The sequence below is a fragment of the Perspicuibacillus lycopersici genome (genome assembly GCF_025660475.1).
Classification (GTDB): domain Bacteria; phylum Bacillota; class Bacilli; order Bacillales; family Caldibacillaceae; genus Perspicuibacillus; species Perspicuibacillus lycopersici.
Genome location: NZ_JAOUSF010000001.1, coordinates 334978 through 352551 on the forward strand (window position 1 = coordinate 334978; position 17574 = coordinate 352551).

The 17574-nt window shown below is 34.2% G+C and carries 16 protein-coding genes; 3 read left to right on the forward strand and 13 right to left on the reverse strand.

Going from position 1 to position 17574, the window contains the following annotated elements; all coding sequences use genetic code 11:
• Positions 1 to 76: 76 nt before the first annotated feature.
• From OEV98_RS01600 to OEV98_RS01610, 3 genes are all read right to left on the reverse strand, one after another.
• A complete protein-coding gene (locus OEV98_RS01600; RefSeq protein WP_263071390.1) occupies positions 77 to 1054 on the reverse strand; it encodes an alpha-ketoacid dehydrogenase subunit beta in 978 nt (325 codons plus the stop codon).
• Positions 1055 to 1057: 3 nt separating this feature from the next.
• Entirely contained in the window at positions 1058 to 2173 is a 1116-nt protein-coding gene (gene pdhA, locus OEV98_RS01605; RefSeq protein ID WP_263071391.1) for a pyruvate dehydrogenase (acetyl-transferring) E1 component subunit alpha, read from the reverse strand.
• Positions 2174 to 2877: 704 nt separating this feature from the next.
• A complete protein-coding gene (locus tag OEV98_RS01610; RefSeq protein WP_263071392.1) occupies positions 2878 to 3549 on the reverse strand; it encodes a YkyA family protein in 672 nt (223 codons plus the stop codon).
• A 284-nt stretch (positions 3550 to 3833) separates the two neighbouring features.
• On the opposite strand from OEV98_RS01610, the gene def reads away from it, so the two are divergent.
• On the forward strand, positions 3834 to 4388 hold the full coding sequence (gene def / locus OEV98_RS01615) for a peptide deformylase (protein ID WP_263071393.1): 555 nt from the start codon (positions 3834 to 3836) through the stop codon (positions 4386 to 4388).
• 245 nt (positions 4389 to 4633) lie between these two features.
• Here def and OEV98_RS01620 read toward each other — a convergent pair whose 3' ends face one another.
• The gene (locus OEV98_RS01620) at positions 4634 to 5404 is read right to left on the reverse strand and encodes a Cof-type HAD-IIB family hydrolase (RefSeq protein ID WP_263071394.1); all 771 of its coding nucleotides are present in this window, start codon (positions 5402 to 5404) and stop codon (positions 4634 to 4636) included.
• A gap of 549 nt (positions 5405 to 5953) precedes the next feature.
• On the opposite strand from OEV98_RS01620, the gene OEV98_RS01625 reads away from it, so the two are divergent.
• Positions 5954 to 6163 (forward strand): DNA-dependent RNA polymerase subunit epsilon, encoded by a 210-nt coding sequence (locus tag OEV98_RS01625; RefSeq protein ID WP_263071395.1) that lies wholly within the window; start codon positions 5954 to 5956, stop codon positions 6161 to 6163.
• Positions 6164 to 6165: 2 nt separating this feature from the next.
• Positions 6166 to 7833: a ribonuclease J1 gene (gene rnjA, locus OEV98_RS01630; protein ID WP_263071396.1), complete on the forward strand. Its 1668-nt coding sequence runs from the start codon at positions 6166 to 6168 to the stop codon at positions 7831 to 7833.
• 67 nt (positions 7834 to 7900) lie between these two features.
• Here rnjA and OEV98_RS01635 read toward each other — a convergent pair whose 3' ends face one another.
• From OEV98_RS01635 to OEV98_RS01675, 9 genes are all read right to left on the reverse strand, one after another.
• Positions 7901 to 8563: a potassium channel family protein gene (locus OEV98_RS01635; RefSeq protein ID WP_263071397.1), complete on the reverse strand. Its 663-nt coding sequence runs from the start codon at positions 8561 to 8563 to the stop codon at positions 7901 to 7903.
• Between the two features lie 401 nt (positions 8564 to 8964).
• On the reverse strand, positions 8965 to 10797 hold the full coding sequence (locus tag OEV98_RS01640; RefSeq protein WP_263071398.1) for an ABC transporter ATP-binding protein: 1833 nt from the start codon (positions 10795 to 10797) through the stop codon (positions 8965 to 8967).
• Between the two features lie 11 nt (positions 10798 to 10808).
• Positions 10809 to 12563, reverse strand: coding sequence for an ABC transporter ATP-binding protein (locus OEV98_RS01645; protein WP_263071399.1), 1755 nt, complete (start codon positions 12561 to 12563; stop codon positions 10809 to 10811).
• A gap of 235 nt (positions 12564 to 12798) precedes the next feature.
• A complete protein-coding gene (locus OEV98_RS01650) occupies positions 12799 to 13347 on the reverse strand; it encodes a peroxiredoxin (RefSeq protein ID WP_263071400.1) in 549 nt (182 codons plus the stop codon).
• Positions 13348 to 13703: 356 nt separating this feature from the next.
• Positions 13704 to 14825 (reverse strand): N-acetyldiaminopimelate deacetylase, encoded by a 1122-nt coding sequence (locus OEV98_RS01655; RefSeq protein WP_263071401.1) that lies wholly within the window; start codon positions 14823 to 14825, stop codon positions 13704 to 13706.
• Positions 14826 to 14949: 124 nt separating this feature from the next.
• Positions 14950 to 15660, reverse strand: a complete 711-nt coding sequence (gene dapD / locus OEV98_RS01660; RefSeq protein WP_263071402.1) for a 2,3,4,5-tetrahydropyridine-2,6-dicarboxylate N-acetyltransferase — start codon at positions 15658 to 15660, stop codon at positions 14950 to 14952.
• Between the two features lie 73 nt (positions 15661 to 15733).
• On the reverse strand, positions 15734 to 16618 hold the full coding sequence (locus OEV98_RS01665) for a LysR family transcriptional regulator (protein WP_263071403.1): 885 nt from the start codon (positions 16616 to 16618) through the stop codon (positions 15734 to 15736).
• Between the two features lie 136 nt (positions 16619 to 16754).
• Positions 16755 to 17210 carry a cyclic-di-AMP-binding protein CbpB gene (cbpB, locus tag OEV98_RS01670; protein ID WP_263071404.1) on the reverse strand — a complete coding sequence of 152 codons (456 nt, stop codon included), beginning with the start codon at positions 17208 to 17210 and terminating at the stop codon, positions 16755 to 16757.
• Positions 17211 to 17317: 107 nt separating this feature from the next.
• Positions 17318 to 17551, reverse strand: a complete 234-nt coding sequence (locus OEV98_RS01675; protein ID WP_263071405.1) for a YkuJ family protein — start codon at positions 17549 to 17551, stop codon at positions 17318 to 17320.
• Positions 17552 to 17574: the final 23 nt, after the last annotated feature.

The window sequence follows — 17574 nt, forward strand, 5'->3', positions numbered from 1 at the left end:
TTAGTTGTTTTTGTAATAAAATGAAGAAGTAGGACGAATCAAAACAATGTCATCGTCCGACTTCAACTATTAGGCATTAAAATGTTAAAACTTTTTTTGCTGTTTCAATAATATCTTTATAATTTGGAAGCCATACAGACTCAGCTTGTGAGAATGGGAATACTGTGTCAGCAGCTGCTACACGTAATACTGGAGCTTCTAAACTTAAGATTGCACGATCATTAATTTCAGCAACTACATTTGCAGCAACACCTGCTTGTTTTTGTGCCTCTTGTACAACAATTGCACGGTTTGTTTTTTCAACAGATGCAATAATTGTTTCAATATCAAGTGGGCTAACTGTTCTTAAATCCACTACTTCTGCAGAATAACCTTCTTTTTCTAATTCATCTGCAGCTTTAAGTGCTTCATGAACCATTGCACCATAAGCAATAATAGAGATATCTTTACCTTCACGTTTAACATCTGCTTTACCTAATGGAATTGTGTATTCACCTTCAGGTACTTCTTCACGGAATGAACGGTATAATTTCATATGCTCTAAAAATACAACTGGGTTATTATCACGGATAGCAGAGATTAATAATCCTTTTGCATCATAAGGAGTAGATGGAATAACCACTTTTAGTCCAGGTGTTTGTGCCATTAATCCTTCCAAGCTATCAGCGTGCATTTCTGGTGTATGTACACCACCACCGAAAGGAGAACGGATAGTAATAGGCATTTCAAAGCTACCACCTGTACGGAAGTGATAACGAGCCATTTGTCCAGCAATGGAATCCATTACTTCAAATACAAATCCAAAAAATTGAATTTCAGGAACTGGGCGGAATCCTTGTACAGCAAGACCGATTGCTAAACCACCGATACCAGATTCTGCTAAAGGTGTATCAAATACACGATCTTCACCAAATTCTGCGTGAAGGTTTTCAGTTGCACGGAAAACCCCGCCGTTAACTCCTACGTCTTCCCCAAAGACAAGGACTTTTTCATCTCTTTTTAATTCAACTCTCATTGCATCATTAATTGCTTGAATCATTGTCATTTGAGCCATGACTTACTTCGACTCCTTTTCTTTATAAATTTCATACTGTTCCTTTAAATTAGATGGAAGTTCTTTACTCATGATTGAAATTAAATCAGAAACTTTTTGTTTTGGAGCTTGGTCAGCTTCTTTAATAGCTTCTTTAATTTCTTCTTTTGCTTGTTCAATAGCTGCATTTTCCATTTCTTCATTCCAAATACCTTTGTTTTCAAGATATTTACGGAAACGTACTAATGGATCTTTTTTCTCCCATTCGCTATCTAATTCTTTTGTACGATAACGTGTAGGATCATCACCGCTCATTGTATGTGGACCATAACGATAAGTTAATGTTTCAATTAAAGTAGGACCTTCACCATTAATTGCACGTTCTCTTGCATCTTTAACTGCAACATATACAGCTAAAGGATCCATACCGTCTACTTGAATTCCAGGAATTCCTGCTGCAACTGCTTTTTGAGCTAAAGTTTTGGCAGCTGTTTGTTTATGGCGTGGAGTAGAAATTGCAAATCCATTGTTTTGAACAACGAAAATTGCAGGAACTTGATATGCACTTGCAAAGTTAATTCCTTCATAGAAATCACCTTGTGATGTACCACCATCACCTGTATATGTAATGGCTACTGCTTTTTCACCTTTTTTCTTCAAGCCAAGTGCTACACCAGCTGTTTGTACATATTGTGCACCAATGATAATTTGTGGTGGAAGTACATTAAGAGCTGCGGTATTTTCAAATCCTTGGTAATGACCACGAGACCATAAAAATGCTTTAGACAATGGAAGACCATGCCAAATTACTTGTGGAACATCACGATATCCAGGTAAAATAAAATCTTCTTTTTCTAAAGCGAAGTGTGAAGCAATTTGTGATGCTTCTTGACCAGCTGTAGGCGCATAGAAACCTAGGCGACCTTGACGGTTTAGAGAAATGCTACGTTGGTCTAAAATACGAGTGTATACCATTCGACGCATTAATTCTTGAAGTTGTTCATCTGTTAAATCTGGTAAAGCTTTTTCGTTAACAACTTCTCCCTCTTCATTTAAAATTTGGAATGTTTGAAATTCCTTATCAACTGCATCCAATTGGCTTGCAACTTCAAGCTTTGCATTTTTTGTTTTAGATGCCATTTGCCTCTTCCTTTCTATAATCACATTATTTTATTACTATTAAATATAGTTTGCCTAAGGATCCTAAAAAGAAACATAATACTACCCATGAGATAAACATCTATGGTTGAAGATATTTTCTTTTATAATTGAGAGGATTATTCTGCTTAAGCATTAGTGACCTGTATTATTTTATTAAGAAAATAAATTAATACAACAATTTAATCCTTAACTAGTGTACACCAAAAAAAACCAGTTCGTCAATTAGTTTGTATAAATGTATTTGAACAATATTTAAAGAAAACTAACTGCTTTAACTAATAATCTGTACTAGTAATTTTCCTGCAACTGTATTAATGAAATGCCTACTGTTTTCGTTTATCTTTTTACACCTGTTTCTAACGATTGGAAAAAATTATATTAAGATAATTCTTTTCCATCATAGGAAGCAGTAGTTTACAAAAAGCTTATCTTTGCGACAATTGTTCCCTAACTCTTCTATCCTCATTAAGCAGTCTTCATAAAGTACTCGATAGCAAACAAGCTAATATAAAATTACATCACAGCTTCCCTATTTTATGTCATCTTGTCATCACCTTAATTAATCATTATATTTTCAAAATAAAAACGCTTACATATTTTGGATAAATTCATTTCTAACTATTACAGTACAGAATATCACATAAGAAAAGGTAACCTTTTATCAGGTTACCTCCTACGTTATATTACTTATCATTCTCTTCTAATTGAATATTTAATCCTGCATTTTCATAAAATTGGACTTTCGAATCATTATACCTTTCTGTTTGTTCATTAAATTGATCATTTAACTCATATACCTTTGCATAGGCAGCATTAATTTTTTCGATTTGAGGCTGTAAAACATCCAATAATACATCTTCTTGTTTGAACATATTATATAGTTCTTGATCATACTGAATCCCTAAAGCATATTGTTCATATAATTGTTCATGCAAGCTGTATCGTTTCATCATCGTATCATATAAATTTTGTGCTTCCGTATGCAGCTTTTCATCTTCTATTTTCTCTATTAATTTTTGGACATTTTCAAACTCTTTTTTCGCTTGCTCGATACTATCATTTTCCTTATCAAGTAGTTCCTGCCTTTTTTCTGTCAAGCCTATCGCTTCATCTGCTAGTGTAACAATTTGGTCATGCTCTTTTAAGCCCAGCTCCAAAATAGAATCATAAACTTCTTTTTCTTGCTTTTCTATTTCCATTAATGGTTCTTGTTGATTTTCAAATTCTTGTTCCAACTGGACGACAGATTCTAATGCCTCATAAATTTTTTCCTCGGTTGATTGGCGATTAAAGCAGCCAGACAGTAGAAAAAGCAAACCGATAATTAAGACAAGCAACACTTTTTGTTTTCGCACAAACGTACCTCCATTCCCCATATACATAATTTTACTATACTGATACCTTTTTTATTTTTCAATGGTATTTCAACAATTACTAGCATTTTGACTACTTTACTAAGAAATATTTCCAATCTATTTTCTCTAGTTATTTTTCAAATCTATTCATATTCTACTTTATTTATGACAAATGATAGGCAAATTTGATTACTTTTTCTTTAAACTTTGTTAGACTTGGTACATATAATTATAATATAATCCAAAATGTGCTGGCCTATAGATAAGGTAAGGAGTGAAATGAAGTGATTACAATGAAAGACATCATTCGGGATGGACACCCTACGCTGCGCAAGGTTGCTGAGGAGGTTAGCCTACCTCCTAGTGAAGAGGATAAGCAAATATTAAATTCCTTAATGGAATTTATTCAAAATAGTCAAGATGAAGAGATTGCAAAAAAATATAGTTTACGTCCAGGAATCGGTTTAGCCGCACCACAAATTAATGTTTCTAAACGAATGATTGCAGTACATTTGGAAGATGACAATGGAAAATTGCATAGCTATAAGCTTTTCAACCCAAAAATAATTAGTCACTCGGTCGAGAAAACCTATTTACCTAATGGTGAAGGTTGTCTTTCAGTTGATGAAACTATCCCAGGATATGTTCCACGATATGCAAGAGTGACCGTCAAAGCTTATGATATCAATGGTGAGGAAGTAAAAATCCGTCTAAAAGGTCTTCCAGCAATTGCAATTCAGCATGAAATTGATCATATAAACGGAATTATGTTTTATGACCATATTGACCAAGAAAATCCCTTTAAAGAAGTTGATAACGCTTCGCCTTTAGTCAAATAATACTAACTATCCATCATTTAATAAGACTGTTTATTAAAGAATTGCTGTTAATACATGAAATAGTTATTAAATGCAATGCTTAGCAGACGTAGACACTCGCGGGAAATTGGAGTGTGTTCAGTTTGTGGTCTTTATTAAAAAGGAACAATCTATACGAAAACTGCCTTAACAAAAAAGGAATGCAAACCGATGCTTTGCATTCCTTTTTCCATTATTAAAGTTTCCAATAGTATGTTTAGTACATATTATATAAGACCAAGTTCCTTACAACCAAAATATAAACCATCTTCATCAACATGACTTGTCACTAGATTCGCATATTTTTTTACTTGCGGATCAGCATTGCCCATAGCAATCCCTGTACCAACTGATGTTAACATTTCAATATCGTTTAAACCATCACCGAACGCATAAGTATCGTTTATCGTAAATCCTAGTTTATTGATTATTTTATCAATTCCTTCAGCTTTTGAACCAGTAGCTGGAATAACGTCAACTGCATACTCATGCCAACGAATAAATTTACACATCGGAAACGCTTTTTCATATCTTTCTTCTTCCCCTTCCTTACAAAAAAGTAATATTTGGGAAATAGGATGATTCATATAATAATTTGATTGAAATTGCGGGTGGCTAAATTCTAATGATTGCATACTTGTGATTATTCTTTCGTCGTATTCAACAGAGGATTTCAATCCGTCATTTGACATAAACACAAGTGGGTGTCCATTTTCTTCTCCCATTTTTAAAAGAGAGGAAATCATATCCACTGGGAATCGAAAATGATGAATTGTTTTATTATCTACGACAACAATTTGACCATTATAGCTAACATAAGTATCGACTGCTAATTCCTCACGTATCTTCGGAAACATGAACGGTGCTCGTCCAGTCGCTATTGCCACATAAATATTATTTTCTCTCAACTGTTGCACAGCTTTTTTTGTTGCTGCTGGAATTTCATGTTTCGTATTTAAAATCGTACCATCTATATCAAGAAAGACAATTTTTCGCATAAATGCAACTCCATTCACTATTAGTTTTGTATGTATTAGAAAGTTAGCCTAGAGTGACTTCATTGCTACTCTTCATAAATAACGTATCCTTTCCAAAAACTATTGTCAACCAAAGAAAATAGCAGATTCCATATTGCACCATGAAATATTACTATAAAAAATCATATAATATAAATAAATTATAGTTTTGAACGATACCTAACTTTACTTTAGAAAAAGTTTAGCTACAATTAATGATAAGGAGTGAGCGCCATGTTAAAAAAGCTCAAAAAAAAGCTTGTTGATCGTTGGAAAGAATTGCTTAGAAAAAAAATGATAGCATAAAAACTAGGCTAAACTATGTAAAAAAGCCTATTTTTTAAAAAACGAAAAAAAGCTTTCATGAAATATTTTTAAAATCTCCTTTTTTATGTTAATCTTAAAATTATATAATATTGTCCGGCTGCTCGAGAAAAAGTATACTGTATAATATTGGATATAATGTGAATTCCGTGATTCACTTATTAAATAAATTAAAGGAAGTTGAAATCGTTAAGGAGAGAATGAAAAATGATTTTTAAGGTCTACTTTCAAGAAACAAAACAACAAGTTCCAGTAAGAGAACGTACGAAAGTATTATATGTAGAAGCTAATTCTGAACAAGAGGTTCGTAAAAAATTAGAAGGCAGCGACTATAATATTGAATATGTTCAATTTCTAAATGATACACATTTAGAGTACGAAAAACAAAGTGAAAATTTTAAAATAATGGAGATATAATTATGAAATTTGTTAAAAACGATCAAACAGCGGTTTTTGCCCTTGGTGGTTTAGGTGAAATTGGCAAAAACACATACGCTGTGCAATATCAAGACGAAATAATTGTCATTGATGCTGGAATTAAATTCCCAGAGGATGAACTATTAGGAATTGATTACGTAATTCCTGACTATTCTTATCTAGTAAAAAATGTAGATAAAATTAAAGGGTTATTTATTACCCATGGACATGAAGATCATATCGGCGGAATTCCTTATCTTTTAAGAGAGATAAATGTCCCTATTTATGCTGGTAAATTAGCATTAGGATTGATTCGAAATAAATTAGAAGAACATGGGTTATTAAGAACAACTGTAATGCACGAAATTAAAGAAGAGGATATTATTAAATTCCGCAAAACGTCTGTAAGCTTTTTCCGGACTACGCATAGTATTCCAGATTCCTACGGTATTGTCGTAAAAACACCACCAGGAAATATTGTACATACAGGCGACTTTAAATTTGATTTTACCCCTGTTGGCGAACCAGCCAATTTAACAAAAATGGCAGAGATTGGGAAAGAAGGTGTACTTTGTTTACTATCTGACAGTACAAATAGTGAAGTTCCTGATTTCACCATGTCCGAAAGAAAAGTTGGCGAAAGCATTCAAGATATATTCCGTAAGGTTGATGGAAGAATCATATTTGCTACTTTCGCTTCGAATATCCATCGCCTTCAACAGGTTACGGATGCTGCCGTTAAAAGTGGTAGAAAAATTGCAGTATTTGGTCGGAGTATGGAAGCAGCTATTGAAATTGGACAAGATCTTGGTTATATAAAAGCTCCTAAGGATACTTTTATTGATAATCAACAATTAAATCGCCTTCCAGCGAACCAAGTGACTATCCTTTGTACAGGCAGCCAAGGAGAACCAATGGCAGCTTTATCAAGAATTGCAAACGGAACTCACCGCCAAATTCAAATAATCCCTGGAGATACAGTTGTCTTCTCTTCTTCTCCAATTCCAGGCAACACGACAAGCATTAATCGGACGATTAATATGCTTTATCGTGCAGGTGCAAATGTCATTCACGGTTCATTAAATGATATTCATACATCTGGTCATGGTGGGCAGGAAGAACAAAAACTAATGTTACGACTTATCAAACCAAAATTCTTCATGCCAATTCACGGAGAATATCGGATGCAAATTACGCACGCGAAGCTTGCAAATGATTGTGGCATTCCAGAAGAAAATTGCTTTATTATGGATAATGGTGAAGTTTTAGCGCTTAGCAGTGATACAGCTCAAGTAGCTGGAAAAATTCCATCCGGTTCCATTTATATTGACGGTAGCGGAATTGGTGATATTGGAAATATCGTTCTCCGTGACCGTAGAATTCTTTCTGAAGAAGGTCTTGTTATAGTCGTTGTGAGCATTAACATGAAAGAATTCAAAATTTCAGCAGGACCTGATATTATCTCTCGTGGTTTTGTTTACATGAGAGAATCTGGTGACCTCATTAATGATGCACAAAGTCTTATTGCTAAACATTTAGCGAAGATTATGGATAGAAAAACAACCCAATGGTCAGAAATTAAGAATGAAATTACAGACATTTTAGGACCATTCTTATATGAAAAAACAAAACGTAGACCAATGATATTACCAATTATCATGGAAGTTTAAGCATAAACGAAACCCCTCCATTCCAAATGGAGGGGTTATTTTTATATGGAATTAAACTATTTGCTCTTTAATCATGGAGCATCTTTACCTCAAAGCGATTAATGTCCGCATTTGCCCCTATTACAATTAATATATCTCCTTTTCGGATTACCTCTGTCGCTTGTGGCGATACAATCACATTTGCCTCTCTTTTAATTGCAACAATATTTACCCCATATCGTGCACGGACGTCAAGATCAATAATGGAATGTCCATCAATTTTACTATTTGCTGCAATTTCTACTAGACTATGCTCATCCGATAGCTCCAAATAATCTAATACATTGGAGGAAACTAAATTATGCGCAAGACGTTTCCCCATATCTCGTTCTGGATGCACAATTTGATCTGCTCCAATTTTCCGTAAAACCTTTTCATGATATTCATTTAACGCCTTCGAAGTAACTCTTTTTACACCAAGCTCTTTTAAAATTAATGTAGTTAAAATACTTGCTTGAATATCATCACCTATCGCTACGATAACATGATCAAAGTTTCTTATTCCTAAGCTTTTTAAAACGGATTCATCCACAGAATCTGCAACAACTGCATGTGTTACTATATTCGAATATTCAGTAACTAAATCTTCGTTTTTATCAATTGCTAATACGTCCATTCCTAATCTAGTTAATTCGCGGCAAATACTCCCTCCGAATCTTCCTAATCCAATAACTACAAATTCTTTTTTCACGATAAATTCCTCCAGTAATCACTTATAGCTATGAAGCCATTGTAACATATTTACATAAAAAAAGGTTGGTTTCGAATAGATTGTAACTACTTGTTAATAGCCCACAGACTTCATTGCATCTCGCTTTCCTGCTTGTCCAGCTCCAACGCATAGGGACTAATGAAACTGACTTCCGCTTAGTGGAGTTTTCGTGTATTCACTCTGCTCTGCCGTAAATTTATTCATTCTTAGCTTTTCCTTCTTCATGAAATAACAACAAATCCATTAGCGTACAGCCTAAAATAAAAAGAGAACGTTCGATTTTCGTTATAAAAAAACCTATTATGCAAGCTTACACATAATAGGTTTTGTTACTTATTTTCATTTAATGTAACGTAATACAGCATATTCTGATTAAGAAACTACATTGCATTAAGCATTTGGAACTGTGCACTTACAAGCTTATAATACTCTCCATGATGACTCATTAGTTGTTCATGATTTCCTTGCTCAATAATATTTCCATGATCTAAAACAAATATTTGATCAGAATCGCGAATGGTAGACAATCGGTGGGCAATGATAATCGATGTTCTTCCTTTTAATAGCTGCTTTAATGCCGTTTGAATTTTCACTTCGGATTCCGTATCAATACTTGCAGTTGCTTCATCTAAAATTAAGATTTTCGGATCTGCAAGTAATGCCCGTGCAAAGGAAAGTAATTGACGTTCACCAACAGATAAAATATTTCCTCTTTCCTCTACCTCTGTATCATAGCCATTTGGTAGCTTTTGTATAAAGGTATCTGCTCCGATTGCAGTTGCTGCTGCTTTCACTTCCTCATCTGTTGCATCTGGGCGACCAAAACGAATATTTTCGATAATCGTCCCTGAGAAAATAAACGTATCCTGTAATACAATACTAATATTTTTTCGTAAGCTCTTTAATGTAATGTCTTTAATATTGTAGCCATCAATTAACACATTGCCGCTTGTTGCGTCATAAAAACGACTTATCAAATTGGCAATCGTTGTTTTACCAGAACCTGTATGTCCAACTAAAGCAATTGTTTCCCCTGGCTGAATTTCAAGATTTATCCCTTTCAGTGCGGTACGTTTTTCATCATAGGAAAATACTACATCTTCAAATTTAATATGTCCCTTTACATCAGAAAGCTCTAATGCATCTTCTTTCTCACCTACAAGTGGCTGTTCATCTAAATATTCAAATATACGTTCAGATGATGCCATTGCCATTAATAATTGATTATAAATTTGGCCTAATCGAGAAATTGGTTCCCAGAACATTCCTAAATAAAAGGCAAACGATACGAACACACCTAAAGTAATATCCTGTGTTTGCAGTAAGTGTGCACCAAACCAAATAAGAATTACTGTCCCGATCGCATTTGTAATTTCAACAAATGGACGAAACATCGCGTTTTTCTTAATCGCATCGTTGAAACTGTCTAACGTATCTGTATTAACACCGTCAAAGAAAGCCATATTTTCTTGTTCTTGTGTAAAAGACTGGGTAATACGAATTCCTTGCAAGCTTTCATTCAAGTGCGAGTTTAATTTTGCTTGCACTGTTCGGACACTCTGCCAAGAACGTCGAATATTCCTTCTAAGCTTCGTTGTGATTAAAAACATGATTGGTAAAATAACCATAACAGCCAATGTTAACGGTGGACTTAAGGAAAACATAATTCCGATTATCCCAATTAATAGAACGATATCCATTAATATATTGATTACTCCATTCGTAAACAGTTCCTGTAAGGAGTTCGTATCATTCATTATTCGTACAAGTATAGAACCTGCTGATCGCTTATCGAAGAAATTGTGAGACAAGCTTTGAACATGTGTAAATAAATCCTTTCGTAAATCATAAATAACATTTTGCCCTAATTCATTTGTCCAACGAATCCGATAATAATTCCCAATATAAGAGATAAAATATAATGCAGCGACAATAGAAATAAGTATGATTAATAACGACGTATTTTTCTCTACTATTGCATGCTCTAACACTAAGTATCCGATAATCAGCGGAATAGCCAATCGAATTATCGTAGTAATTAATACTACGATAATTGATTTAGGTAGTAATTTTTTCGAATAAGGCTTTAAATAGGCTAGTAATCGAGCCATTTGCTTCCAGTTGAAAGGCTTTTCAATTACTTGCTCTTGTGAATATCTGAATCGATTCATTACATTCGGATTTGCTCTTCTTTTTGCGTTCGATGTATCCATTTGTTTTAAGTTCACCCCATTTGTGATTGAAGAATTGCTTGTTGATCTTTAAATTGAATATTATAGATACGTTCATATGGTCCATTGTTGGTCATTAGTTGCTCATGAACACCGCGTTCAACAATTTCACCATCTTCTAACACGAGTATTTCGTCTGCATGTTTTAATGAAGAAATCCGATGTGCAATAATGAAAGTGGTTCTCCCATGCATAACTTCTCTCATTGCCTTTTGAATGGCAAATTCAGTTTCCATATCTACTGCACTTGTTGCATCATCCAAAACTAAAATACTTGGATTTATACAAATTGCCCGGGCAATCGCAATACGTTGCTTTTGACCCCCAGATAATCCCATGCCGCGTTCGCCAAGTAATGTATCATAACCATCAGGTAGCTCCATAATGAAATTATGTGCATCTGCACGCTTTGCAGCATTAACAATATCCTCCATTGATACATCCGGTCTTCCATATGCAATATTTGCTTTAATAGTAGATGAAAATAGGAATGATTCTTGAAGCACAAAACCGATTTGTGTTCGTAACGTATTTAGGTCATAATCCTTGACATTTATACCATCGATTAAAACCTCACCACTGACAGCTTCATAAAATCTTGGGATCAATTGGGTAATACTCGTTTTTCCTGATCCTGTTGCACCAATTAATCCAATGACGCTTCCAGGCTTTGCTTTAAAACTAATATTTTTTAATGCAGCATTTTCATCTCCTGGATAGTTCAGGGTAACATTTTTAAATTCTACATCCCCTTTTAAGGTAACATCTCTTTCTGCATTTTCCTTTTCTTTTATTTCATTTGGCTCTTCCAATATTTCTAATAATCTTTCACCAGATGCCTTTCCTTGAGAAAAGATATTAATGATAAATCCTAAGTTCATGATAGGAAAAATGATGTATCCAACTAAGCTATAAAAGGCAACAAGCTGACCAGGTAAAATACGATCATTAATAACTAAATATCCTCCATAGGATAAAAGGAGAATAATACAAGCATTTCCGATAAATTCCATAAGAGGAAAATATTTTGCCCAAATATTGGAATTGTGAACATTTCTGTCTCGATAATCAACATTAAAGGTATGGAATCTATCAATCTCAAAATCTTCTTTTGATAAAGATTTTACGGTGTTAATACCACTGATATTCTCCTGTACTTTAGTATTTAAGTGACCAAAGGACTTACGAACCGCCCGAAAAGCCGGATGAACTTGCTTATCAAATTTATTAACGACTATAATTAAAAACGGCAATGCTAAAATGGTTACAATTGTTAATGAGACTGAATAAGAAAACATAACAACAATACTTATTCCAACAAATAATACAAAACGGATAATTTCAGAAAATCCAAAGGACAAGAATTGTCGGAAACCTTGAACGTCTGCCGTCAGCCTTGACATGATATCTCCCGTTTTCGCATTATCATAGTAGCGAAAAGGTAGAAACTGTAGCTTCTCGTATAATTTCTCCCTAATCTTATACATGGCAATTATTCCAAAATAGTCGCCAGTATATTGTTGTATATACGTAGATACTCCCTTAATCGCCATTAAGACTAAATATCCAACCACCAAGTATGGAATGATGCCGAACTTCTGTCCGATGACTACCTCATCAATGGTTTTCTGCAGTAAAACTGGATAAACCAATGTTATTGCAGTTGTTACAATCATAAAAATTGCTGATAGAATAAAGTATTTTTTATAAGGCAAATAAAATTCCTTTAATTTTTTAAAAGTATTCACTGCCCGCTCCCCCTCTCGTTGAGAAAAACTAAACGTATAATATAATATAACGGCTTTCGAAATATTTATCTACCCTTTTCCTTAAATTTTTCAAACTTTTTTTTAAGTACAAATTCACGCATTCGTCAAAAAAGTTAAAACAAAAGAGAGGAAATCGTCCGATTGGATTTCCTCTCTTTCCTTATATAAAAAACTATATATGTTCATTAGTATTTCCATCATTTTTCAACAACTATTATGCTTTTAAAGTAGCTTGGCCAGGCTTCCAGTTTACTGGACACAGCTCCCCTGTTTGCAATGCCTGCAATACACGGAGCGTTTCGTCAACACTTCTTCCGATATTATTATCGAATACCGTTTGATACATTAGATCACCTTCAGGATTAATAATGAATAGACCGCGAAGTGCTACTCCTTCTTCCTCTATTAATACTCCATAATCTCGTGATACACGATGGTTCGTATCTGCTGCTAACGGATAATTTAATGAACCGATACCATTTTCGGAACGATCGGTTTTTATCCAAGCTAGATGGGTATGAATAGTATCCGTAGACACTCCTATTACCTCTGCATCAAGCTTTTCAAATTCTTCATAACGCTCACTTATTGCAGTGATTTCGGTAGGACATACAAAAGTAAAATCCATTGGATAAAAAAATAAAATCGTCCATTTCCCCTGTTTCATAATATCTTCTAATTGAACTTTACCGAACGCCATATTCGGTAATACTGCTTCCATCGAAAAACGTGGGGCAGGTTTACCTACCATTCGTTCTGCCATCTAAATCCCTCCAACACTTCATTTAATGGATTACTGTCATGACATATGACAGTACTATAAATAGCATTTAACAAAATTCTCCATATAGGGAGCATAATATTACTGTTATTTCCATTAAATAATTATTTTAAACAGATGCTGACTTCATATAATTAACATGACAGTGATGCCGTCGTTTTCTAGTAGTTGTTTTTATCCATTAATATCGCTTATACATGCTTAAAAAAACGAGGAACATGTTACGATACAAAAAGACAAACCATTTCGTTTGTATTTAGCGGATTGCACCATTATATTTACAAACAATTGGTTTGTCTTGAAAATAACCTATATTTACTTTAAATGAACGTTAATTTTCACATATTTCCTTTATTTCGCAAATACGTCGTTACTGCCTCTATTCCAACGGCAATGCAATCTTCATCTGGGTTTAGCTTTGCATGATGAAGACCATATTTACTTCCAGCACCTAACCAAAACATAAAGCCAGGTATCTCTTTTAGAAAATATCCAAAATCTTCCCCAGTCATAGCCTCTTTACAACGAATTACTTTAATACTTGTTTTCTTTTCAAGCAAATCCATGAAATCATTCACATAATTCTCATCATTAAATACTTGATAGTAATTTGCACCATAATCAATGGATGTATCACATTCATATCCCACTGCAACACCATTAACTAAATGCTCAATTCTACTTTTAACCTTTTTCATGGATTCAGGAGTTAAGGTACGTATTGTCCCTTCTAGTCTTGCCGTCTCTGCTATGATATTTTGAACAGTTCCGCCGGTTATTTTACCAATTGTGATTACTGCACTATCCAATGGATCAATATTACGGGAAATTATCGTTTGTAACTGGCCAACTAATTGACAGGCTGCAATCACCATATCATTCGTTCGATGTGGGTATGCAGCATGTCCACCTTTTCCTACTAAGTCAATAAATAACTCTGAAGTATTGGCAAAAAGCAGCCCTGCCTTTGTTGCAATGGTGCCGACTGGATATTCTGGGGCAATATGCAAAGCAAATATACTATCCGGTTTCCATTCCTTTATTATTTCGGATTGCAGCATCGGTTGGGCACCACCAGGTCCTTCTTCTGCTGGTTGGAAAATAAATAAAACATCATCATTGATTGGTTTATTTACTACATCATGAAGTACCGCAATTGCAATCGTCATATGAATGTCATGACCACACGCATGCATCTTTCCATCATGTCGTGATTTATATGGTAACTCTGTTTCTTCTATTAATGGTAAACCATCCATGTCGGTACGATAGCCGATCATTTTTCTAGGATTTGTTCCTTTTACTTTGACAAAAATCCCGGTTTTCCATGTCTTTATTTCCATTCTATCCTGTGGCAGTGCTTGCAAGATTGACATAATGTATTCATTTGTTTTAAATTCCTGAAACCCTAATTCAGGAATTTGGTGTAAATCCCTTCGAATTTTAATGTAATCAGTCATTTGAATTCCTCCATACTACTTGTCAGCAAATTATTGCCTATCCATTTAGTTACAAAAATGCTGACTAGATGTAGCATATCTAGTCAGCATTATTTTCAATAGCCTCTATCTTTTTTAGGTCAGATTATAATTGACGAAGCTCTTGTTTAATTTCTGTTTTCGATTTTGTTTTCTCATCAATCTCTTTTATGACACGTGCAGGTGTTCCTGCTACTACTGTATATGGTGGAACATCATCAATTACTACTGCTCCTGCTGCAACAACTGCACCTTTACCAACCGAAACACCTTCAAGTACGACAGCATTAGCGCCGATAACTACATCATCCTCGACGATAACAGGCTTAGCAGAAGGCGGTTCAATTACGCCTGCTAAAACAGTTCCTGCACCGATATGACAGTTTTTACCAACTGTTGCACGACCACCAAGAACAGCATTCATATCAATCATTGTGCCTTCCCCAATTACAGCTCCAATGTTGATTACAGCACCCATCATAATGACTGCATTATCACCGATAGAAACTTGATCACGAATAATCGCACCTGGTTCAATACGTGCTTTAATATTTTTTAAATTTAGTAATGGAATAGCAGAGTTACGTCTGTCATTCTCCACGACAAAATCTTGGATTTTATTTTTATTTTCATTAATTACTGCTTCAATATCGGACCATTCACCAAAAACTACACCAGCTTGTCCTTGTATAAAGGTTTGAACACTTTCTCCAAAAGAAATGCTATCAAGATCACCTTTTATGTAAACTTTTACAGGTGTTGCTTTTTTACTATTTTGTATAAATGAAATAATTTCATTTGCATCCATCATGTTCATGAAATTTTCCTCCTTTAATTACTCTTAACCTATACTTTAACAGACAATAATTGGATATACAATAATTAAAATGCTAGTTCATTTTCCCCTCTTGTAAAAACTCTTTTACTACTTCATGAAAGGCTTTTACCTGTTTCAATTGAAAAGCAGAGCTATAGCCAAGCAACCATGTATCCCTTCCTATTGGCTCTTGGTCATCGTTTAGCAACGGTATTTTAGATAAATTCTCTTCAATTCCATGAAGCGTAATTTCCGGTAAAATCGCATAACCAATACCATTTAGTACCATTTGCTTACAAGTTTCAATTTGATCAACAATGATTACACGTTTTGCCGAAGTTTGAAAGCGATGATGCCACCAATCTTGGATTTCCTGATAATAATTAGAATCACTTTTAAATTGGATAAAAGGTCTATTCGTATGTATAACATCTTCAATCTTTTCAATTTCTCGATCCACTAAATATAGACGATCTTTAAATAAGTGATTTTTTATCCCTTTCCATTCTGGTGTTCCGCGAATAATTCCAACATGGACTTGGTCTTCATATACTGCTTTTAATATTTCACTACTCCAACCAGTTATTAAGGAAATTTTTGCTTGTGGATATTTTTGAACATAGCGCTTCAATACTTTTGGTAACCAATTTTGTCCAACAATGGAGGCACATGCAATTTTCAATGTTCCGTGCACCTCGGACTGCAGAAATTGGATTTCTTCCCGCAGCTTCTCTTCTTTTTCTAATACTTCATTTGCATAACTTATTACTAATTCCCCTACGGGAGTTAAAGTTAATCCTTTATGGGATCGAATGAATAGCTCCGCTCCCCAGTCTCTTTCAATGGACTGTAGCCGCTGGGATAGAGCCGGCTGCGAGACAAATAATCGTTCGGCAGCTTTTCGCATATTCATTTCTTGTGCTAAAACAGATAATAATTCCACTTCAGAAATATTCATTTTCCCACCTGATAAGTTTTACTTATAAAAGTATAATATTTAAACCACTTATTATTATAGCATCTACAAATGCAATTGAAAACAGCTTTACGCTGCTTCTCTCCAAAACAAAATTAGCTCCCAAAATGGGAGCTAATTAGTCTTTTTCTTTATAATACATGGGCTGGATATATGCATTTAGCTGTTTTAATACGACTCTTCTTGTTAAAATACCTTTAAAATACTTATTTTCATCCACTGTACAAACAAATGGATGGTTGATTAATAACTTTAGACCATCAACTAATGGATCATTAGCATGGAGGGTAGGAATTTCTTGATTCATTACATCTTCTACGCAAAGCTTACTTAAATTTTCAAATTCAATTCTTTCCATTCCCATAATGTTATCTAATATTAACGGGCTACTGATAAGACCATGTAATTGATATTTTGCATCTAAGACGGGAATTGCTGTATATCCTGTTTTTGTCAAAACTAATAAAGCATGTTCTAGATTATTACCTATTTGCACATGTGCAACACGCTCAGAGGGAATGATAAAATTCCCTACACTACTTTGTAAAAAGTTTCCGGCTTGAAGATCGATCATGCGAAAAACTCCCCATTTGAAATTTACCTACTTCCTATTTTACCATACAAAACGGAACATTTCTTTTTTGAAGGGAGTTTTTTAATATTTTTTTCCGATTACAATCATTAATCTACTTGTAATAAATCGAAAATTTCGATGGCGACCATATCAATATTATCGAATTGGAAAGCATCTGTTTTTCCATCTTCATTATATATTTTCAACTCAAATGATTTTGTTTTTTGATAAAAAGCAACTTTACATTTTTTTACTCCATTTTGTTCGAAAAAACGTTCTGTATCTTCTTCACTTTCTTGCATACTTTTTAATCGTGATAAAATACCTTCTAATAATGACATAATTATTTCCTCCCTAATTTATC

Bases quoted from the DNA above. Each gene is read 5' to 3' on its own strand.
- OEV98_RS01625 (WP_263071395.1), top strand. From the start codon at position 5,954: ATGATTTTTAAGGTCTACTTTCAAGAAACAAAACAACAAGTTCCAGTA.
- OEV98_RS01665 (WP_263071403.1), bottom strand. From the start codon at position 16,618: ATGAATATTTCTGAAGTGGAATTATTATCTGTTTTAGCACAAGAAATG.
- rnjA (WP_263071396.1), top strand. From the start codon at position 6,166: ATGAAATTTGTTAAAAACGATCAAACAGCGGTTTTTGCCCTTGGTGGT.
- OEV98_RS01655 (WP_263071401.1), bottom strand. From the start codon at position 14,825: ATGACTGATTACATTAAAATTCGAAGGGATTTACACCAAATTCCTGAA.
- OEV98_RS01620 (WP_263071394.1), bottom strand. From the start codon at position 5,404: ATGCGAAAAATTGTCTTTCTTGATATAGATGGTACGATTTTAAATACG.
- OEV98_RS01650 (WP_263071400.1), bottom strand. From the start codon at position 13,347: ATGGCAGAACGAATGGTAGGTAAACCTGCCCCACGTTTTTCGATGGAA.
- pdhA (WP_263071391.1), bottom strand. From the start codon at position 2,173: ATGGCATCTAAAACAAAAAATGCAAAGCTTGAAGTTGCAAGCCAATTG.
- cbpB (WP_263071404.1), bottom strand. From the start codon at position 17,210: ATGATCGATCTTCAAGCCGGAAACTTTTTACAAAGTAGTGTAGGGAAT.
- dapD (WP_263071402.1), bottom strand. From the start codon at position 15,660: ATGAACATGATGGATGCAAATGAAATTATTTCATTTATACAAAATAGT.
- OEV98_RS01675 (WP_263071405.1), bottom strand. From the start codon at position 17,551: ATGTCATTATTAGAAGGTATTTTATCACGATTAAAAAGTATGCAAGAA.
- OEV98_RS01640 (WP_263071398.1), bottom strand. From the start codon at position 10,797: ATGGATACATCGAACGCAAAAAGAAGAGCAAATCCGAATGTAATGAAT.
- OEV98_RS01600 (WP_263071390.1), bottom strand. From the start codon at position 1,054: ATGGCTCAAATGACAATGATTCAAGCAATTAATGATGCAATGAGAGTT.